Source organism: Pseudomonas gingeri (genome assembly GCF_013386115.1).
Classification (GTDB): Bacteria; Pseudomonadota; Gammaproteobacteria; order Pseudomonadales; family Pseudomonadaceae; genus Aquipseudomonas; species Aquipseudomonas gingeri.
This window is the reverse complement of sequence record NZ_JACAOR010000007.1, coordinates 269,832-295,946: the sequence shown is the minus strand read 5'-3', so window position 1 is coordinate 295,946 and position 26,115 is coordinate 269,832. Positions and strand designations below refer to the sequence as shown.

The window sequence follows — 26,115 nt, the reverse complement described above, 5'->3', positions numbered from 1 at the left end:
GGTATGACGGCCTCTATGAACCGCGGCGCTGTGATATAACACCGGCCTTTTTCTCCTACAACAACTGGACCAAGCCTATGAAAGCCAAGGCTGATACACCCTTCGTACCGCTGAATATCGCGGTCTTGACTGTCAGTGACACCCGCACCTTTGAAACCGATACTTCCGGGCAGGTCTTCGTCGATCGCCTGACCGCCGCCGGTCATCGCCTCGCCGAGCGGGTATTGCTCAAGGATGATCTGTACCGGATCCGCGCGCAAGTCGCCACCTGGATCGCCGAGGACGTGGTCCAGGTCGTGCTGATCACCGGTGGGACCGGCTTCACCGGTCGTGACAGCACCCCGGAAGCCGTCGCGTGCCTGCTGGACAAGCAGGTCGACGGCTTCGGCGAACTGTTCCGGCAGATTTCCGTGGCCGATATCGGCACGTCCACCGTGCAGTCCCGGGCCCTGGCCGGGCTCGCCAACGGGACCCTGGTCTGCTGCCTGCCGGGCTCGACCAACGCGGTTCGGACCGGCTGGGACGGGATCCTCGCCGAGCAACTGGACTCGCGCCATCGGCCGTGCAATTTCGTTCCTCACCTGAAACAGGCGGCACCTTGTGAATCCCGCGGGTAAGCCGGGCAAGACCGGTGCCTTGATTCCGGTCGAGGTCGCCCTGGCCCGACTGCTGGAACTGGCCGAGGCGGCCCCGATCCGCGAGGCCGAATACCTGCCGCTGGCAGAGACCGAGGGCCGGGTGCTGGCCGAAGACCTGGTTTCCAGCCTCGACCTGCCGCCGTGGCCCAACAGCGCCATGGACGGTTACGCCTTGCGCCTGGCCGACTGGCAGGGCGAGCCGTTGCCGGTCAGCCAGCGGATTTTCGCCGGACAGGCGCCGGCGCCGCTGTTGCCCGGGACCTGTGCGCGGATCTTTACCGGGGCCCCGGTCCCGGCCGGCGCCGACTGCGTGGAAATGCAGGAAAACGCCGAGGTCCAGGCCGATCAGCGGATACGCTTTACCGAGCCGCTGGTGCTGCAACAGAACATTCGTCCCCAGGGCCAGGAAACCACGGTCGGCGAACAGGTACTGGCGGCGGGCACCCGCCTGGGGCCGATCGAGCAGGGCCTGGCCGCGTCCCTGGGGTGTGCCGGGCTGGCGGTGATTCGCCGGGTCCGCGTAGCGGTGCTATCGACCGGCGATGAGCTGATCGAGCCGGGCCGGGCACTGGGGCCGGGGCAGATCTACAACAGCAACCGTGTCCTGCTGTGCAGCTGGCTCAAGCGCCTGGGCTGCGAAGTGGTGGACGCCGGTATCCTCCCGGATGACCTGCCGACCACCCGCCAGCGCCTGGCGGAGCTGGGGGATGTGGACCTGATCCTGTCCACCGGCGGAGTATCGGTCGGTGAGGCGGACTTCCTCGGCATCGCCCTGCGCGAAGAAGGCGAGCTGGACCTCTGGAAGCTGGCGATCAAGCCCGGAAAGCCGCTGACCTTCGGGCATTTTCGTGGCGTGCCGGTGATCGGCCTGCCGGGTAATCCGGCGTCGACACTGGTGACCTTTGCACTGCTGGCCCGGCCTTACCTGCTGCGTCGCCTGGGCGTGCAGCAGGTCCAGCCGCTGCAGTTCAGGGTTCCGGCCGGCTTTGTCTGGCCGAAACCGGGTAATCGCCGGGAATACCTGCGCGGGCGCCTGGAAAACGGCCGGGCGATCATCTACCGCAACCAGAGCTCCGGCGTGCTGCGCAGTGCGGCCTGGGCCGAGGGTCTGGTGGAGGTGCTGGAAGACAGCACGCTGGTGGAAGGGGATTGGGTCAACTTCATTCCCCTGAGTGAAGTGTTGGGTTAGGTGCACTGGCAAACCCCTTAGACGCTGAGCTTTTGTGGGAGCGGGCTTGCCCGCGAAGAACGATCATTTCGCGGGCAAGCCCTCAGATATAGGTTGAAAACCAAGCAAGCGCTAGGTAAGTTTCCTGAGTCTTCTCAGGGAGCTTGCCGATGTCTGCCTTTCAGGAATACTTCGATCCCAGCCACCAACTGGTGCGTGACAGCGTCAGGCGTTTTGTCGAACGTGAGATCCTTCCGGACATCGAGCAGTGGGAAGAGGCCGAAGGCTTTCCCCGCGAGCTCTACCTCAAGGCCGGCGCGGCGGGCATCCTCGGTATCGGTTATCCCGAAGCGCTGGGCGGCAGTCACGAAGGTGACCTGTTCGCCAAGGTGGCGGCCAGCGAAGAACTGATGCGCTGCGGTTCCGGCGGACTGGTGGCAGGGCTCGGTTCCCTGGATATCGGCCTGCCGCCCATCGTCAAATGGGCGCGTCCCGAGGTTCGCGAGCGGGTGGTGCCGGCCGTGCTCGCCGGGGAAAAGATCAGCGCCCTGGCGGTGACCGAACCGGGCGGCGGCTCGGACGTCGCCAACCTGCAGACCCGCGCCGTGCGCGACGGCGACTGCTACCGGGTCAGCGGCAGCAAGACCTTCATTACCAGTGGCATCCGCGCCGACTACTACACCGTGGCGGTGCGCACCGGCGCGCCGGGCTTTGGCGGGATCAGCCTGCTGCTGATCGAGAAGGGCACGCCGGGTTTCACGGTGGGCCGACAGCTGAAGAAAATGGGCTGGTGGGCATCGGATACCGCCGAGCTGTTCTTCGACGATTGCCGGGTCCCGGCAGGCAATCTGATCGGGGCCGAGAACATGGGCTTTGCCTGCATCATGGGCAATTTCCAGAGTGAGCGCCTGGCCCTGGCGATCATGGCCAACATGACCGCCCAACTGGCCCTGGAAGAAAGCCTGAAATGGGCCCGGCAGCGCGAGGCCTTCGGCAAACCCATCGGCAAATTCCAGGTGATCAGGCATCGCCTGGCGGAGATGGCCACCGCGCTGGAGGTTTCCCGGGAGTTCACCTACCGCCAGGCGGCGAGGATGGCCGCGGGCCAGAGCGTGATCAAGGAGGTGTCGATGGCGAAGAATTTCGCCACCGACACCGCCGACCGCATCACCCACGATGCGGTGCAGATCCTTGGCGGCCTCGGTTATATGCGCGAGAGCCTGGTGGAGCGCTTGTACCGCGACAACCGCATCCTTTCCATCGGTGGCGGCACCCGCGAAGTGATGAACGAAATCATCGGCAAGCAGATGGGCCTCTGAGCCGTGGTGAAGGATTACTTCTCCGACAGGGAGAACCGGGTCAGGCAGTAGGTCGGGATGCCCATGTCGTTCAGGCGCTGGGAGCCGCCGAGTTCCGGCAGGTCGATGATGGCGCCGGCCTCGAAGACCTTGGCGCCCATGCGCCGCACCAGGTTGGCGGCGGCGATCAGCGTGCCGCCGGTGGCGATCAGGTCATCGAAGATCAGCACCGAGTCGCCTTCGCACAGGCTATCGGCATGGACTTCGAGGAAGGCTTCGCCGTATTCGGTCTGATAGCTCTCGGACAGCACGTCGGCCGGCAACTTGCCCTGCTTGCGGAACAGGATCAGCGGCTTGTTCAACTGGTAGGCGATGATCGAGCCGATCAGGAAACCGCGGGCATCCATGGCGCCGATATGGCTGAAGTCGGTTTCGACATAGCGGTGGATAAAGGTATCGGCCACCAGCCGGATCGCCCGTGGCGACTGAAACAGCGGCGTGATGTCGCGGAAGATCACTCCCGGTTTCGGAAAGTCGATAACCGGGCGGATCAGGGATTTGATATCGAAGCTGTCGAAGGCCATCGTCGCGGTGTCCTGGGGGGCTGTAAGCACCGCAGTATACCCGCGACGGGTGTCTGGATCAGCCTTCCAGCGAGCCCCCGGCGAGCGCGCAGAGCTGGATCGGGTCGAGGATGTGCACTTCCTTGCCTTCGGCGACGATCAGTTCGCTGGCCTGGAAGCGGGTGAATACCCGGGAAACGGTTTCCACCGCCAGCCCCAGGTAGTTGCCGATCTCGTTGCGCGACATGCTCAGGCGGAACTGGTTGGCGGAGAAGCCACGGGCACGGAAACGCGCCGAGAGGTTGACCAGGAAGGTGGCGATGCGCTCGTCGGCGGTCTTTTTCGACAGCAACAGCATCATCTGCTGGTCGTCACGGATTTCCCGGCTCATCACCCGCATCAACTGCCGGCGCAATTGCGGCAGTTGCAGGGCCAGTTCGTCCAGGCGCTCGAAGGGAATCTCGCAGACCGAGGTGGTCTCCAGCGCCTGGGCCGACACCGGGTAGGTCTCGGTGTCCATGCCGGACAGCCCGACCAGTTCGCTCGGCAAGTGGAAGCCGGTGATCTGTTCTTCGCCGGCGTCGCTCAGGCTGAAGGTCTTCAAGGCCCCGGAACGTACCGCATAGACGGAGCCGAAGGTGTCGCCCTGGCGAAACAGGAATTCGCCTTTTTTCAGCGGACGCCCGCGTTTGACGATTTCGTCCAGCGCATCCATGTCTTCCAGATTCAGTGAAAGTGGCAGGCAGAGAGGAGCCAGGCTGCAATCCTTGCAATGGGCCTGGCTGTGGGCGCGCAATTTCACGGGCTCAGACATTTCTTAAATCCTTGTGGGAAAACACACATAAGACGTAAGGGTAACCCAGTGAGGGTTGCCGAGGCCAGCCTGCGCCAAAATGGCGCACCTTTCTAAAGTTGTTCGTACCAATGTCGATACAAAGCTTGACCCTCTATCGCATGGAGCACCCCACATGACCGCCATCGGCAATTCCGTCCCGCTGTTCGCCATCACCGAAGTCCCCCGTAACGCCGACACCATGGACGCCGCGTCCGCCGCCGCGATCAAGGCCGGCCGCGAGCAGATCCTGCGCAATACCGGCAGGGCCGATGAAATCGACCAGGAGCAGCCGACGGCACCCGAAGGGGTCAAGGTCAGCCTGTCCGAGGCAGGCAAGCAGCAGGCGGTCAAGGGCTCCGGCTCGGGCGAATACGCCGATATCGAAGACAGTGACCTGCCGTCCAGGACCCAGTCCGCGTTGAAGAACATTCGCGACCTGCAACGGAAACTGGCGCAGTTGCGTGCCGAGCTGGAGAAAATTCGCAACGACAAGGAGCTTGACCCGAAAATCGCCGAGATCAAGATCTTCAACCTGACCTCGGCCATGAGTGGCCTCAATGCCGCGCTGACCAAGGCCAATACCGTCCTGGGCAAGGCCATGGAGGCGGATGGCCTGAACAGCGACCAGATGACCCAGGCGCAACAACTGGCGAGTCCGCCGAAAGCCAGCTGAGGCCTAGATCACCCGGGAAAAGCGTTGGCGATTCTGCTGTCCCAGGTAGGCATCGAACACCATGCATACCGACCGGACCAGCAGGCGCCCCGCCGGCAGGACAGTGAGTCGCTCGTTGTCCAGCTCGATCAGGCCATCCTCGGCCATGGCCGTCAGTTGCGGCCAGAGCGCTGCGAAGTAACCCCTGAAATCGAGGGTGAACTGCTGTTCGATACGGGCGAACTCCAGGCTGAAATTGCAGATGATCTGCTGGATCACTTCCCGGCGCAGGCGGTCATCGGCGTTGCACAACAGGCCACGGCTGGTGGCCAGCTGGGCGCTGGCGAGGGTGTTCTGGTACTGGTTCAGGTCGCTGCTGTTCTGGCAGTACAGATCGCCGATCTGGCTGATGGCCGAGACACCCAGGCCGATCAGGTCGCAATGACCATGGGTGGTGTAGCCCTGGAAATTGCGCTGCAGGGTTGATTCTTCCTGGGCGATCGCCAACTCGTCATCGGGCAGGGCGAAATGGTCCATGCCGATATAACGATAACCGGCGGCGGTCAGTTGCTCGATGGTGCGATGGAGCATTTCCAGCTTGTCGGCCGGGGCCGGCAGCTCATGGCCGTTGATCCGCCGCTGGGGCAGGAAACGCTCGGGCAGGTGGGCGTAGTTGAAGACCGAGAGGCGATCCGGTTGCAGGTTGATCACTTCGTCGACCGTGCGCGCAAAGTGTTCCGGTGTCTGCTTGGGCAGGCCGTAGATCAGGTCGATGTTGATCGAGCGGAACTGCAGGGTCCGCGCCGCCTCGATCACCGCGCGGGTTTCCTCCAGGCTTTGCAGGCGATTGACCGCCCGCTGCACATTCGGGTCGAGGTCCTGCAGGCCGATACTGACCCGGTTGAAGCCCAGTTCGCGGAGCAGGCCCATGGTCGACCAGTCGGCCTCCCGCGGGTCGATCTCGATGCCGTAGTCGCCGGAGTCGTCGTCCAGCAGGTTGAAGTGCCGGCGCAGGCTGCCCATCAATTGGCGCAGTTCGTCATGGCTGAGGAAGGTCGGCGTCCCGCCGCCGAAGTGCAACTGCTCGACTTTCTGGTTCGGGTCCAGGTGGCAGGCCACCAGCTGGATTTCCTGCTCCAGGCGTTGCAGGTAGGGCTGGGCCCGGCCACGGTCCTTGGTGATGACCTTGTTGCAGGCGCAGTAGTAGCAGATGTTCGCGCAGAACGGCACATGCACATACAGCGACAGCGGTCGCAGGGCCTTGCGGCTGTCGCGCAGGGCATGCAGCAGGTCGAAGGTGCCGACCTGGCTGTTGAACTGCACGGCGGTGGGGTAGGAGGTGTAGCGCGGTCCCGCGAGGTCGTAGCGGTGGATCAGATCAGAGTCCCAACGAATGGCGTCGAGCATGCGGGCGTTCCCCCGGATTGGCTGCAATGCCCGGAGTCTAGGGGATGGACCTGGAACGCATCTTGACCTGTATCAAGCGCCTCAATGGCCCATCAGCCAATGCTGGTGCGGGCCGGGCAGGGTCCACAGGCCGAACAGCATGACCAGCAGCCCACCGCCCAGGCGCACGCTGCGCTTGCGCAGCACGGCCGTGACCCGCTCCGCCGCCAGCCCGGTGGCCAGCAGCACCGGCCAGGTGCCGAGGCCGAAGGCCAGCATCAACAGCGCGCTGTCGACGGCATTGCCCTGGCTCGCCGCCCACAGCAGTGTGCTGTAGACCAGGCCGCAGGGCAGCCAGCCCCACAGCGCGCCGAGCAGCAAGGCGCGGGGCAGGCTCGACACCGGCAGCAGGCGGCTGGCGACGGGCTGGATATGCCGCCACAGGCCGCGTCCGAGGCTTTCCACGCGGGTCAGGCCGCTCCACCAGCCGGCCAGGTACAGGCCCATGGCGATCAGCAGCAGGCCGGCCAGCACCCGCAGCAGCATCGCCGCCGGGCTGCTGGCCACGGCCCAGCCAGCGAGGCCGATCAACAGGCCGGCGGTGGCGTAGCTGAGAATCCGCCCGAGGTTGTAGGCCAGCAGCAGGTGCAGGCGGCGGGCCCGTTGTTCCTTGGGGATCGCCAGGGTCAGGGCGCCCATCAGGCCGCCGCACATGCCCAGGCAATGGCCGCCGCCGAGCAGGCCGAGGATCACCGCCGAGGCCAGCAGGGGTGCCAGTTCAAGCATGGGGCGGGGCCTGCTGGTCGTGGTCGCGCGGCGTCCCGTCGGCCTCGTCGATGGCGGCCTTGTGGTTCGGGTCCTGGTCGTCGAACAGGATGCTGTGGGCCGGACCGTCGAGATCGTCGTACTGGCCGCTGTCCACCGCCCAGAAGAAGATGTAGACGGCGATGGCGACGATCAGCAGTGCCGCCGGGATCATCACATAGAGAGCTGGCATCTTTGCTCCAGGCCCGCGCGGCTCAGGCCGGCAGCGGGCGGATATCGGGTTGGGCGTGGCCGGCCGGTGCGCTCGGCAGGCGGGTCAGGCGCAAGGCGTTTAGTACCACGGTCAACGAACTGATGGACATACCGACCGCCGCCCACACCGGCGTGATCCAGCCGAGGGCGGCGAACGGCAACATGAGGCCATTGTACAGCGCCGCCCAGACCAGGTTCTCGATGATTACCCGACGGGTGCGGCGGGCCAGGTCGAAGGCCTGCACCAGGGCGTCCAGGCGATTGGACAGCAGTACCGCGTCGGCGCTGGTTTTCGCCAGGTCCGTGGCCGAGCCCATGGCGACGCTGATATCGGCGGCGGCTAGTACTGGCACGTCGTTGACGCCGTCGCCGAGCATCAGCACCTTGCGTCCCTGTTGCTGCAGTTGCTTCAGGACCTGCAACTTGTCATCCGGATGCAGCCCGCCACGGGCCTCGTCGATGCCCAGTTCGGCGGCGACGCTGGCGACCATCGGCGAGCTGTCGCCGGACAGCAGCAGGGTCCGCCAGCCCCGTGTGCGACAGGCGGCGAGCAAGGCCGGGGCATCGCCGCGCAGGCGGTCATCGAGGACGAACCAGGCCAGCGCGCCGTGGCTGTCGCCCAGCAGCAGCCATTGTCCGGCGGTGTCCGGTGGCGCGGGGATCGCGCAGCCGCTGAGTTCACAGACGAACGCTGCCTGGCCGATACGCAGTTGCTGTTCGCCGACCCGCCCCTGCAGGCCGCGCCCGGGAGTGGCCTGGACCTCTTCGGCGGCTTGCGGGGCACGACCGAAAGCCTTGGCGATCGGGTGCTCGGAGCGGTTTTCCAGGGCGGCGGCCAGGGCCAGGCAGCGCTCGCTGTCCAGTTCCCCCAGGGGGCGGATGGCGCGCAAGGCCAGGCGGCCTTCGGTAAGGGTGCCAGTCTTGTCGAAGATCACCGTGTCGATCTGGTTCAGGCCTTCGAGGACATGGCCACGGGTCAGCAGCAGGCCGAGCTTGTGCAGGGTGCCGGTGGCGGCGGTCAGCGCCGTCGGGGTGGCCAGCGACAGCGCGCATGGGCAGGTCGCCACCAGCATCGCCAGGACGATCCAGAATGCCCGGTCCGGGTCGAGCTGCCACCAGAGCAGGCCGATGGCCGCCGCAGCGATCAGCGACAGCAGGAGGAACCATTGCGAGGCGCGGTCGGCGATTTCCGCCAGGCGCGGTTTTTCGCTCTGGGCGCGTTCCAGCAGGCGGACGATGGCGGACAGCCGGGTGTCCTGGCCGAGGGCCAGGACCTCGACCGTCAGTGCGCCTTCGACGTTCAGCGTACCGGCGGTGACCGCGTCTCCCGGCGTGCGCGGTTGCGGCAGGTATTCCCCGGTCAGCAGCGATTCGTCGATGCTCGACTGGCCTTCGACAATCCTGCCGTCCGCCGGCAGGACGGCGCCGGGATGCACCAGGACACGATCGCCCAGGCGCAGTTCGCCGAGCAGGATCCGTTCGCTCTGGCCGTCCGCCAGCAGGCGCAGGCAGGAGGCCGGCAGCAGGTTGACCAGTTGCGCGGTGGCCGCCGCCGTGCGCTCGCGGGCGCGACGCTCCAGGTAGCGACCGGCGAGCAGGAACAGCGCGAACATGCCCACGGCATCGAAGTACAGCTCGCCGACCCCGGTGATCGAGGTCCAGATCCCGGCGCAATAGGCACTGCCGATCGCCAGCGAGACCGAGACGTCCATGGTCAGGTGCCGGGTCCGCAGGTCGCGCAGGGCGCCGCGAAAGAACGGCGCGCAACTGTAGAACACGATCGGCGTGGTGAGGAACAGGGCGACCCAGCGCAGGATGGTGTGCAACTCGGGGCTCAGGTCGATATTGAATTCCGGCCAGGTGGCCATGGTCGCCATCATCGCCTGGAACCACAGCAGGCCGGCCAGGCCCAGCTGGCGCAGGGACTTGCGGTTTTCGCTGGCCAGTTGTTCGCTGGCACGGTCGGGCTGGTAGGGGTGGGCGGCGTAGCCGATCTGGCGCAACTCGGCGAGCAGGGTACTCAGGGCCAGCTGGCTGTCGATCCAGCGCACCTGCAGGCGATGGTTGGACAGGTTCAGCCGTGCCTCGGCCACGGCCGGCAGGTTGCGCAGGTGTTTTTCGATCAGCCAGCCACAGGCCGCGCAACTGATGCCTTCCATCAACAGGGTGGCTTCGACGAGTTCGCCATCGTGATGGACGAAGGGTTGCTGCACATCGGCGCGGTCGTACAACGCCAGTTCGTCCGGCAGTTGCACGGGCAGCACGTCCGGGTTGGCGGAGGCTTCGCTGCGGTGGCTGTAGTAATGCTCCAGGCCACCGGCGACGATGGCTTCGGCCACGGCCTGGCAGCCGGGGCAGCAGAATTCGCGGGTTTCGCCGAGTACGGCCGCGGTGAAGCGGCTGCCGGCGGGGACGGGCAGGGCGCAGTGGTAGCAGGGGGTAGGGATTGTCATAGGCGCCATGGGTCACTGTAGGAGCCGGCTTGCTGGCGATGGCGATTTCACAGTCGACCTCTTTATCGCCAGGTAGACCGCTATCGCCAGCAAGCCGGCTCCTACGGAAGCGGAATCGTGGTTACTTGTCCAGGTCTTCGGCGCCTTGCAGCGGCTCATCGCCCAGCAGCAGGTCCTTGTCGTGGCTGACCTGCTCTTCCTCGAACATACGCCAGGTCTTGTCGCCCTGCATCCCCAGCAACTCGACGAAGCGCCGGCCTTCGATCTTGTCGCTCAACTGGCCGATATAACGTCCCTGCTCTGTCTCGCTGCGGTTCAGGGTGATCCGCCGATCCTTCTCCGGCTGGGTCGGCGAGATCAGGTTCAGTTCCAGGGTCGCAGGCTGGCTCGCGCCGCTCAGGCGCAGATCGACTTCGCCGGTGACTTCATCGAGGTGCACGTTGGCGCGCATCTTCAGGGTCTGGGCCAGCAACTCGCGGTCCAGCGAGCGATTGATGCCCTTGCCGGCCTCGTAGTAGTTGTCGTTGACCAGGTTGTCCGGGTTCTTCACCGCGATGGTCACCATCGACAGGGTCAGGGTCACCGAGCAGGCCAGGATGCCGATGATGATCCAGGGCCAGAGGTGCTTGTACCAGGGGCTGGTGGCGGTTGCGACGGACATTGTGGGTTCCCTTAGCGAATTTGCGGGCCGATGAACCGGCTCTTGGCTTCAATGTGGACGCTGTCGTCATCGGCGTCGCGGAGGATGAACTTCACCTCGTTGGTGCTCGACGGCAGTTGTTCGGGGGCGCTGGACAGTTCGAACGGCATGCTGAAGATCTCCCCGGCCGGCACCTTGATCTCGCGCCGGCCCTGCAGTTTCAGGTCGGGCAGGCCGCTGGCGTCGAGGACGTAGGTGTGGTCGCGCTGGTCCTTGTTCATGATCTTCAGGCTGTAGACGTTTTCGATCCGGCCCTCCGCATTCTCGCGATAGAGCACGCGGTCCTTGCTGACGTCGAAGCCCACCAGCGAGCGCATGAAGAAGGCCATCACCAGCAGGCTGATCATCGCCAGCAGCACCACTGCGTAACCGATCAGGCGCGGGCGCAGCTTGTGGGTTTTCTGCCCGGAGAGGTTGTGTTCGGTGGTGTAGCTGATCAGGCCGCGCGGGTATTCCATCTTGTCCATGATGCTGTCGCAGGCGTCGATGCAGGCCGCGCAGCCGATGCATTCGATCTGCAGGCCATCGCGGATGTCGATGCCGGTGGGGCAGACCTGCACGCACATCGTGCAGTCGATGCAGTCGCCCAGGCCCTGGGCCTTGTAGTCGGTGCCTTTCTTGCGGGGGCCACGGGCTTCGCCACGACGCGGGTCGTAGGAGACGATCAGCGTGTCCTTGTCGAACATCACGCTCTGGAAGCGCGCGTACGGGCACATGTAGATGCACACCTGCTCGCGCAGCCAGCCGGCGTTGCCATAGGTGGCGAGGGTGAAGAAACCGACCCAGAAGTACGACCAGCCATCGGCCTGGCCGGTGAAGAAGTCGACGACCAGTTCGCGGATCGGCGAGAAGTAGCCGACAAAGGTCATGCCGGTGACGAAGCCGATCAGCAGCCAGAGGCTGTGCTTGCCGAACTTGCGCAGGAACTTGTTGGCGCTCATGGGCGCCTTGTCCAGCTTGATGCGCTGGTTGCGGTCGCCTTCGGTGACCTTTTCGCACCACATGAAGATCCAGGTCCAGACGCTTTGCGGGCAGGTGTAGCCGCACCACACGCGCCCGGCGTAGACGGTGATGAAGAACAGGCCGAAGGCGGCGATGATCAGCATGCCCGAGAGCAGGATGAAGTCCTGGGGCCAGAAGGTCGCGCCGAAGATGAAGAACTTGCGCTCGGGCAGGTTCCACCAGACCGCCTGGTGGCCGCCCCAGTCCAGCCACACGGTGCCGAAATACAGCAGGAACAGTGCGGCGCCGCCGGTCATCCGCAGGTTGCGGAACAGGCCGGTGAAGGCCCGGGTGTAGATTTTTTCGCGTGAGGCGTAGAGATCGACGGTGTCGTTCGAGTGCTTGGCAGGCGGAGTAACGTCGTGTACCGGAATCTGGTTGCTCATCATTGCATCCCACGGCTGGGGGAAAATGCCTCGGTCAGTACATGCCGACCGCGATCAGAAAGGGTAGTGCAGTGGCGCAATGATACGCCTGTCACCCCGGCTCAAGTGTGCGACCTTTGGTCGCGTTGGGGGAATGGCCTGGATGGTGTAGCAAATGTAACAAAGCATGATGCAGGTCAATTGACTATAGATGAAACCGCGTGGCGCGACGGGCCGATTGCTGCCGTGGCAGAGCGCCCGCGGATGAAAAAGGCCCCGCCAGTCTGCACGGGCGGGGCCTCGGGTGTCGCGGCAAGCCGGGTATTTATTCCGCGGGCTTGTTGTCGCCGTGGGACAGGCTGTAGACGTAGGCGGCCAGCAGGTGGACCTTGTCGTTGCCCTGGGTCTGTTCCTGGGCAGGCATCTGGCCCTGGCGGCCGTAACGGATGGTCTGCTGCAGTTGCGCGAAGCTCGAACCGTAGATGAACGCAGCCGGGTGCGTCAGGTTCGGGGCGCCCATGGCCGGGGTGCCCTTGCCTTCCGGACCGTGGCAGGCCACGCAGTTGGCGGCGAAGAGCTTCTGCCCGTTGGCCGGGTCGGCCTTGGCGCCTTCCGGCAGCTTGCGGCCGTCGAGATTGGTCAGCACGAACGCGGCGACATCGGCCACGCCCTGCTCGCCGATCACATCGGCCCAGGCCGGCATCACCGCGTGGCGACCGCCCATGATGGTGGTCTTGATGGTTTGCGGGTCACCGCCCCAGCGCCAGTCTTCGTCGGTCAGGTTCGGGAAGCCATAGGCACCCTTGGCGTCGGAGCCATGGCAGACCGAGCAGTTGGACGCGAACAGCCGGCCACCCATTTTCAGGGCTTGCGGGTCCTTGGCCACTTCCTCGATCGGCATGGCCGCGTACTTGGCGAAGATCGGTCCGAACTTGGCGTCCGAGCGGGCCATTTCCTTCTCCCACTCATGCACGCCGGTCCAGCCGGTCTGGCCGTTGGCGAAGGGCGTCTGCTTCTCGTTGTCCAGGTAGCCATAACCTGGCAGCAGGCCTTTCCAGTTGCCCAGGCCCGGGTACAGCGCCAGGTAGCCGAGGGCGAAGATGATGGTGCCGACGAACAGCATGAACCACCATTTCGGCAACGGGTTGTCGTATTCCTCGATCCCGTCGAAGGAGTGGCCGACCGTCTCGTCGGTCTGCTCGGCGCGCTGGCCCTTGCGGGTCGACAGCAGCAGCCAGGTCAGGGCGAAGATGGTACCCAGGCTGAGGACTGTGACGTACAGACTCCAGAACGTAGTCATTCTTTGTTACTCCTAGAAGCTTGCTCGACGTGCTTGATGGCTTCGGGATCATCCGCGAAAGGCAGCAAGGTCGCGTCTTCAAACTCCGACTTGCGCTTGGGGCTGAATACCCACAACGCCAGGCCGATAAAGGCCACCATCACCACGACGGTGCCCAGGCCACGAATCATCCCGATATCCATCCAGATCACCGTTTGCTTTTGATGATGGTGCCCAGGCCCTGCAAGTAGGCCACCAGCGCGTCCATTTCGGTCTTGCCCTTCACGGCGTCCCTGGCACCGGCGATGTCTTCGTCGGTGTAAGGCACGCCGAGGGAGCGCAGGACTTCCATTTTCTTCGCGGTGTCCTTGCCGTCGAGCTTGTTTTCCACGAGGAACGGGTACGCCGGCATTTTCGACTCGGGTACCACGTTGCGCGGGTTGTACAGGTGCGCGCGGTGCCAGTCATCGGAGTAACGACCGCCGACACGGGCCAGGTCCGGACCGGTGCGCTTGGAACCCCACAGGAACGGGTGGTCCCAGACGCTTTCACCGGCAACCGAATAGTGCCCGTAGCGTTCGGTTTCAGCGCGGAACGGCCGGATCATCTGCGAGTGGCAGCCGACACAACCGTTGGCGATGTAGATGTCACGGCCTTCCAGTTCCAGTGCCGAGCGCGGCTTCATGCCTTCGACCGGCTTGTTGGTGACGTCCTGGAAGAACAGCGGAACGATCTGGGTCAGGCCGCCGATACTGACGGCGATGACCATGAAGAAGGCCAGCAGGCCGATATTCTTCTCGACTACTTCGTGCTTCATCAGTGAGCTCCAACGACAGCGATCTGAGCGGCGGCTTCAGCTTCAGCCGGGTTCGAGGCACGAACGGTGCGGTACACGTTGTAGGCCATGAACAGCATGCCACTGGCGAAGAACGCACCGCCCAGGGCGCGAACGATGTAGCCGGGGTGGCTGGCCTGCAGCGCTTCGACGAACGAGTAGGTCAGGGTGCCGTCGTCGTTGATTGCCCGCCACATCAGGCCCTGGGTGATGCCGTTGACCCACATCGAGGCGATGTAGAGCACGGTACCGATGGTCGCGAGCCAGAAGTGGGTATTGATCAGGCCGACGCTGTGCATCTGCGCACGCCCGAACAGCTTGGGAATCATGTGGTAGATCGCGCCGATGGAAATCATCGCCACCCAGCCCAGGGCACCGGCGTGAACGTGGCCGATGGTCCAGTCGGTGTAGTGGGACAGCGAGTTGACGGTCTTGATCGCCATCATCGGCCCTTCAAAGGTCGACATGCCGTAGAACGCCAGGGATACCACCAGGAAGCGCAGGATCGGGTCGGTGCGCAGCTTATGCCAGGCGCCCGAGAGGGTCATCATGCCGTTGATCATGCCGCCCCAGCTCGGTGCCAGCAGGATGATCGACATGGCCATGCCCAGCGACTGCGCCCAGTCCGGCAGGGCGGTGTAGTGCAGGTGGTGCGGGCCGGCCCAGATGTACAGGGTGATCAGTGCCCAGAAGTGCACGATGGACAGGCGATAGGAATAGATCGGGCGCTCGGCCTGTTTCGGCACGAAGTAGTACATCATCCCGAGGAAGCCGGTGGTCAGGAAGAAACCCACCGCGTTGTGCCCGTACCACCACTGGATCATCGCATCCGTCGCCCCGGCGTAGGCCGAGTAGGACTTGAAGAAGCTCACCGGCAGGGAGGCGTGGTTGACGATGTGCAGCATGGCGGTGACGACGATGAACGCACCGTAGAACCAGTTGCCGACGTAGATGTGCTTGGTCTTGCGCTTGACGATGGTGCCGAAGAACACCAGTGCGTAGACCACCCAGACGATCGCCAGGAGGATAGCCAGCGGCCACTCCAGCTCGGCGTATTCCTTGGTGGTGGTGTAACCCAGCGGCAGGGTCACGAGGGCGCCGATGATCACCGCCTGCCAACCCCAGAAGTGGAAGGCCGCGAGGCTGTCGGAGATCAGTCGCACCTGACAGGTACGCTGCACCACGTAGTAGGAGGTGGCAAACAATGCACAACCACCGAAGGCGAAGATCACCAGGTTGGTGTGCAACGGGCGCAGGCGTCCAAAACTCGTCCACGGCAGACCGAAATTCAGCTCCGGCCAGACCAATTGAGAGGCGATGAATACTCCGAGCCCCATGCCAAGGATCCCCCAGACCACCGTCATGATGGCGAACTGGCGGACTACCTTATAGTTATAAGCAGTCGGACTGATTGCTGTGCTCATTCTAAGGTTCCACGGTTTGGGTATAGTTATTAGGGGTGAAAATCGGCCGCAAGTATGGATAAAGTGTAGGGTCATTGCAACGCGCCATGACCTGGGTCAATACGTTACGACGCTGATTCTGCGGCCTTTCCATGCTCGGTGTAAGGTCAAAACGCGCACTCGCGGATACCCGGACTGACCGGCAGGCGAGGGGTTGCGGATTGATCGAGGTTTGCAAAGCTTAGTACCGATTCCCGGGAGTGGGTAGGCGGACTAAAAGAGAGGTGCGACACTTGGTCGCGTACAGGCAGGGAACTGCCGCATCCTGATCGATGCGGCAGGAAATATCCGGTATTTATTGAGCCTTATCTTCTCCTTGACTGCCGTGAGAGAGACTGAATACGTACGCCGCTAACAGTTGCACCTTGTCGTTGCCGAGCAGTTCGTTCTGGGCCGGCATATGGCCCTGGCGCCCGTGGCGGATGGTCTGCTGCAACTGCGCCAGGCTGCTGCCGTAGATAAAGCCGGCGGGCTGGGTCAGGTCCGGAGCCCCCATGATCGGGCTGCCCTGGCCGGTGGCACCATGGCAGGCGATGCAGGTGGTGCTGAACGATTGCCGGCCCGCCGCCAGGTCCGCCGTGGAGTCCTGTGGCAGCGGCAGCTTGGCCAGGTCATGACGGACGTAGGCGGCGACGTTCTTCACTCCGTCTTCACCGAGGATTTCGCCCCAGGCCGGCATGGCCGCGACGCGTCCGCCCATGATGGTGGTCTTGATCGTGTCGGCGCTGCCGCCCCAGCGCCAGATGTTGTCGGCGAGGTTGGGGAAGCCGTAGGCGCCCTTGGCGTCCGAACCATGGCAGACCGCGCAGTTGGAGGCGAACAGGCGACCGCCCATTTTCAGCGCCTGCGGGTCCTTGGCCACTTCCTCCACCGGCATGGCGGCGAATCTGGCGAAGATCGGCCCGAACTTGGCGTCGGCCTTGTCCATCTCCTTTTCCCACTCGTGCACGCCGGTCCAGCCGTTCTCATAGCCGGGCAGGATGCCTTTCCAGTTGCCCAGGCCGGGATAGAGGATCAGGTAGCCGACGGCAAACACCAGGGTCCCGGCGAACAGCATGAACCACCACTGCGGCAACGGGTTGTCGTACTCCTCGATGCCGTCGAAGCTGTGGCCCATGGTCTGGTCGACGCTGCCCTTGGTTTCGCCCTTGCGGGTGCCGAGCAACAGCCAGGTCAGGCCGATCAGGCTGCCGATGGTCAGTACGCAGATGTACGTACTCCAGAAGGTGGTCATGGCCGGTTGCTCCTTGTAGCAGGGTCTTGTTCGGGTGTTTCGGGCAAGGGCTCGTCGGCGAACGGCAGCATGCGCGCCTGGGCGAACTCCGGATTGCGCTTGGCGTTGAACACCCAGATGGCGAGGCCGACGAAGGCAATCATCACCACCAGGGTGCCGAGGCCGCGGATCATTCCGCTACTCATCTCCATGGCTCACCTCTTGCTCTTGATCGCAGTGCCGAGCACTTGCAGGTAGGCGACCAGCGCGTCCATCTCGGTCTTGCCCTTGAGGCTGGCGACCGCGCCGCTGATGTCGTCGTCGGTGTAGGGCACGCCGAGGGTACGCATGGCCCGCAGCTTGGTTTCGGTGTGGCTGCTGTCCAGGGCGTTGGCCACCAGCCAGGGGTAGGCCGGCATCTTCGACTCCGGGACCACGTTGCGCGGGTTGTACAGGTGCGCGCGGTGCCAGTCTTCCGAGTAGCGGCCGCCGACCCGTGCCAGGTCCGGCCCGGTGCGCTTGGAGCCCCACAGGAACGGATGGTCCCAGACGCTTTCGCCGGCCACCGAGTAGTGTCCGTAGCGTTCGGTCTCGGCGCGGAACGGCCGGATCATCTGCGAGTGGCAACCGACGCAGCCTTCGCGGATGTAGATATCGCGACCTTCCAGTTGCAGCGCGGTGTAGGGCTTCATGCCTTCCACCGGCTTGTTGGTGACATCCTGGAAGAACAGCGGGACGATCTGGGTCAGGCCGCCGATGCTGACGGCAAAGACCATCAGCAGCATCAACAGGCCGACGTTCTTTTCAATCACTTCGTGTTTCATGGCGAACTCCTCAGGCCGTCTGCGCGGCGGCGGTGACGGTGGCTGGCTCTGCGCCGCGCACGGTGCGCCAGGTGTTGTAGGCCATCAGCAGCATGCCGCTGAGGAAGATCGCCCCGCCGATCAGCCGCACGACGAAGCCGGGATGGCTGGCCACCAGGGTTTCGACGAAGGAGTAGGTCAGCGTGCCGTCCTCGTTGACCGCGCGCCACATCAGGCCCTGGGCGATGCCGTTGACCCACATCGAGGCGATGTAGAGCACGGTGCCGATGGTCGCGAGCCAGAAGTGCGCGTTGATCAGGCCGAGGCTGTGCATCTGCGTGCGGCCGAAGACTTTCGGGATCATGTGGTACAGCGCGCCGATGGAGATCATCGCCACCCAGCCGAGGGCGCCGGCATGCACGTGGCCGATGGTCCAGTCGGTGTAGTGGGAGAGGGCGTTGACGGTCTTGATCGCCATCATCGGCCCTTCGAAGGTCGACATACCGTAGAACGCCAGGGACACCACCAGGAAGCGCAGGATCGGATCGCTGCGCAACTTATGCCAGGCGCCCGAGAGGGTCATCATGCCGTTGATCATGCCGCCCCAGCTCGGGGCCAGGAGGATCAGCGACATCACCATGCCCAGCGACTGCGCCCAGTCCGGCAGCGCGGTGTAGTGCAGATGGTGCGGGCCGGCCCAGATGTACAGGGTGATCAGCGCCCAGAAGTGGACGATGGACAGGCGATAGGAATACACCGGGCGTTCGGCCTGTTTCGGCACGAAGTAGTACATCATCCCGAGGAAACCGGCGGTCAGGAAGAAGCCCACCGCATTGTGCCCGTACCACCATTGGACCATGGCGTCGGTGGCCCCGGCGTAGACAGAGTAGGACTTGGTCAGGCTGACCGGGATTTCCAGGTTGTTGACGATATGCAGGATTGCCACGGTGATGATGAACGCCCCGAAGAACCAGTTGCCCACATAGATGTGCTTGGTGGTGCGCTTCATCACGGTGCCGAAGAACACGTAGGCGTAGGCCACCCAGACGATGGTGATCAGGATGTCGATCGGCCATTCCAGCTCGGCGTATTCCTTGGAACTGGTGTAGCCCAGTGGCAGGCTGATGGCCGCGAGCAGGATGACCAGCTGCCAGCCCCAGAAGGTGAACGCGGCCACCTTCGGCGAAAACAGCTGGGTCTGGCAGGTGCGTTGCACCGAGTAGTAGGAACTGGCGAACAGCGCGCAACCGCCGAAGGCGAAGATCACCGCGTTGGTATGCAGCGGGCGCAGACGGCCGAAGCTGGTCCACGGCAGGTTGAAGTTGAGTTCGGGCCAGACCAATTGGGCGGCGAGGAAGACCCCGAGCCCCATCCCGACGATGCCCCACACCACCGTCATAATGGCGAATTGGCGGACCACCCTGTAGTTGTAGGCGGTACTGATTGAAGTGTTCATGGTTCCCCATCCACGGTTCAGACCCGGCCGGCGCTGTTGCATTCGCGGGATCTGGAGTTATAGGCAGACTAAAAGCCAGCCAAGCATGGGCAAATAGCCAGCGGGTGGTATTGACGGGGGTCAATGGGGCGGGAGTTGCCGGTGGCCCCGGGGCCACCGGCGCAGGGGTCAGGCGCGTGGCGTGCAGGCGGCGAGCAGCACGGGGCCGATCCCCAGCCCGTTGGCCTCGTAGATCAGGCTCAGGCCCGGGCTGATCTTGATATAGGGGCGCTCGGGCTCGATGACCTCCAGGGTCATGTCCAGTACCGCATACACCAGCCCCAACGGGGTTTTCGTGGTCGAGGACCAGGTTTTCGGTATCAGCGGCGATTGCAGCGGCCAACGCTTGCCGTAGGCCGAGCGGATGCTGATCAGCTCTTCCAGCGACGGCACGCTCAGCCCTTGTGCCTGGGCCTTGCGCAGGGTGTCGGCGCTGCTGCCCTTGCCGAGGTTGTAGCACTGCACCACGCCGCTGACGGTGACCTCGTAGCTTTTGCGCTGCCCGGCGCTGTCGCTGACACGGATAAAGGTCTTGCCGTTGCCGCGCACGGTGACCCGGCCATTGCTGTCGACCACGGCGATGTTGCGGTTATCGCTGCTGTAGTGATAACCGGGCACGCCACCGCCCGCCGCGCGCTGGAGGGTCGTGCCCGGGCCGAATTCCGGCAGCACCTGCGGATGGCAGGGGATCAGGTAGATTTTCCCGGACAGGTTGACCGGCCGGGTATCGAAGACCAGTTCCGGCACCCGCTTGCGAGCCCTGACCGTCAACGACAGTCGCGGGAACGTCAGGGCGCCGGCTTCATCGCTGCTGCCGTCGAAGGTCACCTTGAAGGTGAAGGTCAGGCCGCTCAGGTCGCGCAACTGATCGAGGTGGGTGCGTGAGAGCAGGCCTTCGATGACATCCGAGATCGTGCTGACTTCCTCTCCGTTCCACAGCGCCAGGCTGAACGGCCTGCCGCTGACCAGGGTGCCCTCGATCCTCAGCCAGATCCTCTGGCCGACCTGGATATGCGGCCATTTCCTGACTTCGATATGGGCGTCGCCGGCAAAGGTGTTGAGGTCCAGCAGGAGATTGTCCGGCGCCTCGCGGACGAAGGGCGGATGCAGGTCTTCGTGGGCGATGGGCAGTATGTCCAGCGGCAGGATTTTCGACGGTGCCGCGATCCCACGGCGGGTGACGTTGTAGCCGACTTCCACGCGCTTGCCGATATTGGCGCTGACGGCCCCGGCGGGGACGCTGAAGTCGACGCTGCCGGAACTGCTGCCGGGTTTGGCGTCGATCACCGGTGTGCCGCTGCCGGGCGTGCCGCGCCAGTAGGCCTGGATGCTGTCGCCGGTTTCCATGGCATAAGTGACGCGGATCGTCGCGCCATCCAGCGCCTGCAGCGGGAACAGCACGGTGTCATGGGCTTCCACCACGGCGGGGCGGGGCAGATCCAGCGGCAGGGCGCTGACCGGCAGCAGCAAGGGTTGCGAAACCAGGGGATCGGGGGCTTCGGTCTTGACGTCATAACGCACCACCACCGAGCCGCCGGCCAGCACGCCGACCTTGTCGTCCGGGATGCTGAAGTCGATGTCCCTGCCGGTGTCGACCACCGGCAGGGTCTGTTCATGGCACACTTCCATGCCGCTGGCGGTCGTGCCGATCCAGACCAGCGTCACGGCCTGGCCCACGGCGATCAGCGAGTAGGGCTCCACCCGCGCGATCACCCCGGTGGCCGCCGGGTCGAGCACATTGCCGTTGGCTTCGGCCACGGGCACCCGTGGCGGCTTGAGTATCAGCGCCTGGCCGATGATCTTCAGCGGCAGGCTCTTGGAGCGGCGCACGGGTTGCTCGGGCGCCTCGACATAATAGTAGAAGCGAGCCTGGCCCTGGATGATCAGCGGGAACTGCTCGTTGGGCACATCGAAGGATACGAAGGGATCGCTGTCATGGCCGGGCAGGGTGGCGGTGTACGCCGGCAGCGATACGCCGAGGGCGGTTTCCCGTTCTACCAGCAGGCGCAGGTTCTGCGCGCTGTTCATCCCATCGTAGCGCAGCACCAGGGTCTGCACGTCGGCGCCATTGAGCAGGTCGAGGTCCAACTGCATGCCCTGGGCCCGTGGCACCACCGGGGCGGGCAGGGATGGATCGCCGATACCGACTTCGACCAGGGCCGGGCGTGACCAGCGCGACCAGTTGTTGACCACATCGCGGATCTCGTAGCGCACGAGGATCGCGTCGGAGTTGCCGGCCTCGCGGATGATCCGCGGATCGATCGGCACCACCACTTCATCGCTCGGCGCGCTCAGCGGCGGGTGTTGCACCAGGCGACCATGCCACGACACCACGATCACATCACCGGCGGCCATGTTCGCATAGCGCTTGATGACCACGCTGACGCCTTCCGGATCCTCGATCACCCCGGGAGGTATCACCACGGGCAGTTCCAGCTTGTCGTTGAGGGTCGGTGTCGCCGACTGGGTGTCGGGGTCGCCGGGCACGTCCAGCTTGACCCGCAGGCTGGTCTCGGCGGTTTCCGGCGCACCGCCGGGGAACGGCGTGAGGACATAGCGCACCGTCACCTCGCCGCTCATGATCCAGCGCGTATCGACCCGCAGGGTGAGGTGAGTGGCGCCGGGTTCGCTATCCTGGGTATGGCTGGCGACGGGGTCGGGATGGCTGCCCCAGTACAGGTCGACGCGGTCCCTGGGCTTCAGGTCCAACGGCGCGATCACCACGGGCAGGGGCCGCAGCGGGTCGATCACGTCGGTGGCACCGACGCCGCCGAGATTGAAACTGTTGATCAGCGGCGGGATCAGCGCCCGCGTGGCCCGTGGGCGGCGCTCGCTGAGCGTCCATGCCGGTGTCCAGGTGGGATCGATCGGGCCCGGGGTGGGCCACAGCTGGCTGGTGTGCAGCACACTCAGCTTGCCGGCGGCGGCGACCGCGTTCACCAGGCGGAACTGTGGCGGGGTGAGGCTGCGGATGCTGTCGGCATCTACCGGTGCGCACAGTTCGCCCTGTGCGTGCGAGGCCCTGGGCTCGTACTTGAACAGGGCGCCGTCCTGGCTGGAATAGTAGATGCCATTGAGGAAGAGGTTGTCGGCCAGCAGGGTCTGGGTGACGAAGCAGATGTCCTCGACGGAGAAGAAGTCGACGTGAGGGCTGTCGCCGGTCTGGTAGCGGGTAGGGGCCAGCGGCTTGGCATAGTGGATGCTGTCGAGCGGTGTCCTGCCCAGGGTCAGTTCCAGGCGTTCCTTCTCCAGCACCTGGGTCTTCAGGTCGGCCAGGGTACGGGTGACCTTGATCGCCTGGCCATCGACGAAAGGTTCCAGGGTGACGTAGCCCTCGGGGGCGGAGGTGCGGTAGATCGCGTCGACCAGCAGCGCGCCGCGGCCACGGCCGAGCTTGTCGTGGGTATGCAGCGCCGCATCGTCCGCATGGGCGAACAGCGGGCTGAGGGCATAGGGCTGCGCGGTGGTGGTGGCGATATCGACCGGTTCCCAGGTGGCCGTGACCGGGCCGCCCTGGCGCCACAGCGTGCCGGGTTGCAGGACGCTCAACTTGCCGCTCGCCGCCACGCGGCGGACATAGTCCCGGCCTGTCAGCGAGCCGTTCTCCAACTGGCCCTGGGTATCGATGCCGTCGTTGTGGAAGACGCTGCCGCGGATCACTTCGTCGGCATCCGGAACCAGCGGCACCGTATAGCTCAACAGGGCGCCGTCGGCGGTCGACAGATACAGGTGGGTGGTGGCCTGGTGGCCGGGCACGATGGCGGTTTCCCGAGCGGTCTTGATGGCATGGGCGAAGTCCCGCGCGGAGATGAAGTGCGGGTAGACCGGGTCCGCCGGCAGCGCCTCCTGATGGCCGGTCGCGACATACAGGCCGTCGATGACATAGCCGGGAATCAGGGCGAGGACGGCGATCTGCGGCGGCAGGACGAGCGCCCTGTCGAAGTTCGCGCTGGTATCGATGATGGCTTCGGTGGCGACATATTCCCTGTCGGTTTTGCGGAAAATGAAACCGAAGCGGCGCCCGCCTCTCTGGCCGATCTGCGCAAGCCCATGGCGCACGGCATCCAGCGGTGTCATGAACACCGGGCTGAACGCGGGCGCGGAGGTGGCGATGGCACCCTGGTCGGTGTCGACCAGCAGTCCGTCGGCGCTGTCGCGCAGGGCCAGGACCTTGCCAGCCGTCGTCCAGACTTCGCGGCCGCTGACCAGCACCCGCAGTTCCCCGGCCTTGACCAGGTCGCGGGCGAAGGCCAGTACCGCTCCCCTGTCCTCGTCCCTGCCACTCTTGAAACACTGCTCCGTCGGGTTTTCCATCAGGTTCAGCGGACTTGCCGATGAAGGCGCCAGGGCATTGAACACATCGACTTCATCTGGCGAATGCTTGCTGTTGTAGCGGATCAGCGAGCCGTCCTGGCAGGAGAAATAATGCAACGGGATCGAGCGGTCCTTGATGGCCCGGTAGATGTCCCAGGTCGGGAACAGGTTCAGGTAGAGCCGTGCTTCGCTCTCCGGCAGGGGGAAGTCCAGCGTGCCCAGGCGTGAATTGTAGGTGCCGACAATGGTGTGGCCTTCAAGGGGAAAACCATTGAGGGTCGGGAACACCAGGGTGTGATCGAAGATTTCGGTGGGCGAGACCCGCGGCGTGGAGGCCACGAACTGGCCGTCCGGACGTTTCAGGATCACCCCGCCATAGACCTTGTCGTAGCGGCGGGCGATCTGCCCATGGGCGTGGCGGGCGGCGTCGTCGGCGCTGGCGAAGATCGGCCCCAGCGTTCGTCGCCGTTGCCCTTGATAGGCTCGCCATTCGCCGCTCAGGCGAGCGGGCGGGCCCCACAGTTCGCTGGGGTGCAGCACGCTCAGTTCACCGATCTCGGCCAGCGCATGGATGAAGTCCAGCGGATCGAGAACACCCTGGACCAGCCGTTCACCGTAACTGGCGAGGTTGCTCGAACCGGCGAGCAAGGCCTTGTCGAAGCTGATATCACGCGAGAGGTATTTCAACTGTGCGCCATCGCGGGTGCTCAGGTACAGCGGGATGTGGGGCGTGGCGGGTGTCGGGCGATAACCTTCGATCAGGCTGAGCGCCGCCAGCAACTCATCGGGCAGGAAGAAGTTCCGGTACATCCAGACGTCCTTGCAGGGCAGGCGCTCCGGATACAGTTCGGCGCTGTAGTAAAGACCGGCCAGGCGATAACCGGGCAGTGCGGCCAGGGAGCCGTCAGGCCCGGCACGCAGCAACGGGTTGGCGGCGAACAGCGGTTCCGTGGCGCTGGCCGGCTCGCTCGCCACGTAGCGGTCGTGGCTGTCGGTGACGATAAAGCCGATGCGCCGTTCCCGGTACTGGCCGCCGATACGCTGATTGGCATGCAGGGCGGCGGCATCCGCCGTGTCGAACACCGGCCCGAAGGCCGGCAGGGTCGGGGCCGATATTGTGGCTGGCGGGTAGGGGGCCCAGTCGTCGGGCACCTTGCCCGGCGGGCCCCAGTAGCTATCGCCGCGCACGATATGGAGCCCGCCGGCCTTTGCCAGGGCCTTGATGAAATCGGCCGGTGCCAGCCGATCGAGATCGCCGAGGTCCTTTCCGGGCAGCAGGCGCGGGATCAGGGCATCTTCCTCGGCCGAGCCGCTGGGCATGTACTTGATGATGTTCAAGTCGGTCATCAGCACATAAAACGCTCTTATCCCCTGGTGACGGGGAAGGAGGGTGGCGAGCACTTCCTCGGGGGTGATGCTTTTCAGCCTGAGGCGGCGCTCCTGTTCGGTGCCGGTCGCCCGGTTGTCCACGGCGCCGCTGGTCTGTTCCCGGATGGCCGACAAACTGATATTGGCGCGATACAGCGCATGCAGCCTGTGCCCTGGCGGGAAGTCGGCGATACCGGTTTCCGTGACGGGATACAGGCTCTCGCTGTCGAACCGGCTGCCACTGCCGCTGGTGGGCAGCGTGGCGACAAAGCTGCCGTCCTCGCGCTGGAAGATCAGCCCGCCGAGTTCCTTGTCGGTGCCGCCCTGGATGATCTGCTGGGCATGGCGGGCGGCGTCGTCCGCGCTGAGGAAGATCGGGCCCAGTTCCGGGAGCACGGCATCGGCGAACGGTGCCCAGGTGATCGAGTTCACGTCGCCGGCAGGGTTCCACAGGCGGCTGGTCTCGATCACCCGCAGTTTCCCGGCGGCGGCGAGGGTCCGCACGAACTGGCTGGGGGGCAGTACGCCGCTCGCCAGTTGTTCCTGATAGTGCCTGGCCCGGGACGACCAGTCCGCGCCTTCGGGCAACAGGGCCAACGCCAGGTCGCTATCGTCGGCGTGATAGGACAGCAGGGCGCCGTCAGGCGTGCCGTAGAACAGCGGCAGCGGTTGCGCTCCTGGTATCGATGGCCGCGAGCGGCGGGCCTGATGGAGTCCGGCGAACAGGTCGTGGGGGCTGAAGAAGTTTTCGTAGACGCCGCTTTCCCGGGGTGGCAGTTGCTCGTGAGTGGCCTCGGCCTGGCCATATAGGCCGACCAGGACAAAACCTTCGGGCAGTTGCAGTACGCCCCCGGCGTCGTGTCCGAAGACGGCTTGCGGGTCGAGATAGGCCTGCGTGCCGGGCTGTGGTGGTGTCGCCGTGAATTCGTCCTTCTGTGGATGCTTCAGGAGCAGCGACGACTGTCGCTCCGGGCCTTTGAGCGCGGCCTGGGCGTGGGCATGCCGGGCGGCTTCCTCGAGGCTGGCGAAGGCGTGGCCGAGGGAGGGATAGGTGGCTTTCCCGGGCCCGTGAGCGATGGCACGATCGCCTTGCAGGGGGCTGGGGGCGGGTGGTTCGGCGTGGGTAAGGGCGTCTTGGGGCATGGCAATACTCGTCTGGAAATGACCGCGGGAAGCATCCCGTGTCGGCAGCGCCGGCCTTGCAGTGTCTGCGCAGGCAGGTAAGGTGCATTCATTTTCAGGAAAAGCGGCGCAGCGATGCGTTACAT

At 64.7% G+C, this 26,115-nt stretch carries 21 protein-coding genes; 4 read left to right on the top strand and 17 right to left on the bottom strand.

Going from position 1 to position 26,115, the window contains the following annotated elements; genetic code table 11:
- The first annotated feature begins 77 nt into the window (after positions 1-77).
- The 3 genes from moaB to HX881_RS13670 all read left to right on the top strand — a co-directional run bounded on the left by moaB (position 78) and on the right by HX881_RS13670 (position 3,125).
- The gene (moaB, locus tag HX881_RS13680; RefSeq protein WP_017125903.1) at positions 78-617 is read left to right on the top strand and encodes a molybdenum cofactor biosynthesis protein B; all 540 of its coding nucleotides are present in this window, start codon (positions 78-80) and stop codon (positions 615-617) included.
- On the top strand, positions 601-1,827 hold the full coding sequence (locus HX881_RS13675) for a molybdopterin molybdotransferase MoeA (RefSeq protein ID WP_017125904.1): 1,227 nt from the start codon (positions 601-603) through the stop codon (positions 1,825-1,827). Before moaB ends, HX881_RS13675 begins: the two co-directional genes overlap by 17 nt.
- A 149-nt stretch (positions 1,828-1,976) precedes the next feature.
- Entirely contained in the window at positions 1,977-3,125 is a 1,149-nt protein-coding gene (locus HX881_RS13670) for an acyl-CoA dehydrogenase family protein (protein WP_177084990.1), read from the top strand.
- Between the two features lie 14 nt (positions 3,126-3,139).
- On the opposite strand, the gene HX881_RS13665 is transcribed toward HX881_RS13670, so the two are convergent.
- Positions 3,140-3,688, bottom strand: a complete 549-nt coding sequence (locus tag HX881_RS13665) for an adenine phosphoribosyltransferase (RefSeq protein WP_017125906.1) — start codon at positions 3,686-3,688, stop codon at positions 3,140-3,142.
- A 58-nt stretch (positions 3,689-3,746) separates the two neighbouring features.
- Positions 3,747-4,481 (bottom strand): fumarate/nitrate reduction transcriptional regulator Fnr, encoded by a 735-nt coding sequence (fnr, locus tag HX881_RS13660; protein WP_017125907.1) that lies wholly within the window; start codon positions 4,479-4,481, stop codon positions 3,747-3,749.
- Positions 4,482-4,635: 154 nt separating this feature from the next.
- Here fnr and HX881_RS13655 point away from each other — a divergent pair, with 154 nt between their 5' ends.
- On the top strand, positions 4,636-5,175 hold the full coding sequence (locus HX881_RS13655; RefSeq protein ID WP_177084988.1) for a hypothetical protein: 540 nt from the start codon (positions 4,636-4,638) through the stop codon (positions 5,173-5,175).
- 3 nt (positions 5,176-5,178) lie between these two features.
- Here HX881_RS13655 and hemN read toward each other — a convergent pair whose 3' ends face one another.
- The 15 genes from hemN to HX881_RS13580 form a co-directional block, all read right to left on the bottom strand.
- On the bottom strand, positions 5,179-6,561 hold the full coding sequence (gene hemN / locus HX881_RS13650) for an oxygen-independent coproporphyrinogen III oxidase (RefSeq protein ID WP_177084986.1): 1,383 nt from the start codon (positions 6,559-6,561) through the stop codon (positions 5,179-5,181).
- A gap of 81 nt (positions 6,562-6,642) precedes the next feature.
- On the bottom strand, positions 6,643-7,326 hold the full coding sequence (locus HX881_RS13645) for a sulfite exporter TauE/SafE family protein (RefSeq protein ID WP_017125909.1): 684 nt from the start codon (positions 7,324-7,326) through the stop codon (positions 6,643-6,645).
- Positions 7,319-7,537 (bottom strand): cbb3-type cytochrome oxidase assembly protein CcoS, encoded by a 219-nt coding sequence (gene ccoS / locus HX881_RS13640; protein ID WP_042935261.1) that lies wholly within the window; start codon positions 7,535-7,537, stop codon positions 7,319-7,321. The genes HX881_RS13645 and ccoS overlap by 8 nt, the downstream gene beginning before the upstream one ends.
- Before the next feature lie 22 nt (positions 7,538-7,559).
- A complete protein-coding gene (locus HX881_RS13635) occupies positions 7,560-10,010 on the bottom strand; it encodes a heavy metal translocating P-type ATPase (RefSeq protein ID WP_177084984.1) in 2,451 nt (816 codons plus the stop codon).
- A gap of 121 nt (positions 10,011-10,131) precedes the next feature.
- Positions 10,132-10,671, bottom strand: a complete 540-nt coding sequence (locus HX881_RS13630) for a FixH family protein (RefSeq protein ID WP_017125913.1) — start codon at positions 10,669-10,671, stop codon at positions 10,132-10,134.
- Between the two features lie 11 nt (positions 10,672-10,682).
- Positions 10,683-12,098 (bottom strand): cytochrome c oxidase accessory protein CcoG, encoded by a 1,416-nt coding sequence (gene ccoG, locus HX881_RS13625; protein ID WP_177084982.1) that lies wholly within the window; start codon positions 12,096-12,098, stop codon positions 10,683-10,685.
- Positions 12,099-12,402: 304 nt separating this feature from the next.
- Positions 12,403-13,377, bottom strand: coding sequence for a cytochrome-c oxidase, cbb3-type subunit III (gene ccoP / locus HX881_RS13620; RefSeq protein WP_103032486.1), 975 nt, complete (start codon positions 13,375-13,377; stop codon positions 12,403-12,405).
- Positions 13,374-13,559, bottom strand: coding sequence for a CcoQ/FixQ family Cbb3-type cytochrome c oxidase assembly chaperone (locus HX881_RS13615; protein ID WP_003175465.1), 186 nt, complete (start codon positions 13,557-13,559; stop codon positions 13,374-13,376). The genes ccoP (HX881_RS13620) and HX881_RS13615 overlap by 4 nt, the downstream gene beginning before the upstream one ends.
- A gap of 5 nt (positions 13,560-13,564) precedes the next feature.
- Complete coding sequence (ccoO, locus tag HX881_RS13610) at positions 13,565-14,173, bottom strand: cytochrome-c oxidase, cbb3-type subunit II (protein WP_103032485.1); 609 nt, start codon at positions 14,171-14,173, stop codon at positions 13,565-13,567.
- On the bottom strand, positions 14,173-15,615 hold the full coding sequence (gene ccoN / locus HX881_RS13605) for a cytochrome-c oxidase, cbb3-type subunit I (protein ID WP_017125916.1): 1,443 nt from the start codon (positions 15,613-15,615) through the stop codon (positions 14,173-14,175). Before ccoN (HX881_RS13605) ends, ccoO (HX881_RS13610) begins: the two co-directional genes overlap by 1 nt.
- Positions 15,616-15,949: 334 nt before the next feature.
- A complete protein-coding gene (ccoP, locus tag HX881_RS13600) occupies positions 15,950-16,888 on the bottom strand; it encodes a cytochrome-c oxidase, cbb3-type subunit III (protein WP_177084980.1) in 939 nt (312 codons plus the stop codon).
- A complete protein-coding gene (locus tag HX881_RS13595) occupies positions 16,885-17,079 on the bottom strand; it encodes a cbb3-type cytochrome oxidase subunit 3 (RefSeq protein WP_275936901.1) in 195 nt (64 codons plus the stop codon). Before HX881_RS13595 ends, ccoP (HX881_RS13600) begins: the two co-directional genes overlap by 4 nt.
- A 3-nt stretch (positions 17,080-17,082) precedes the next feature.
- The gene (gene ccoO / locus HX881_RS13590) at positions 17,083-17,691 is read right to left on the bottom strand and encodes a cytochrome-c oxidase, cbb3-type subunit II (RefSeq protein ID WP_103032484.1); all 609 of its coding nucleotides are present in this window, start codon (positions 17,689-17,691) and stop codon (positions 17,083-17,085) included.
- A 10-nt stretch (positions 17,692-17,701) separates the two neighbouring features.
- Positions 17,702-19,126, bottom strand: coding sequence for a cytochrome-c oxidase, cbb3-type subunit I (ccoN, locus tag HX881_RS13585; protein ID WP_103032483.1), 1,425 nt, complete (start codon positions 19,124-19,126; stop codon positions 17,702-17,704).
- A 168-nt stretch (positions 19,127-19,294) separates the two neighbouring features.
- Positions 19,295-25,990, bottom strand: a complete 6,696-nt coding sequence (locus HX881_RS13580; RefSeq protein WP_177084978.1) for a hypothetical protein — start codon at positions 25,988-25,990, stop codon at positions 19,295-19,297.
- Positions 25,991-26,115: the final 125 nt, after the last annotated feature.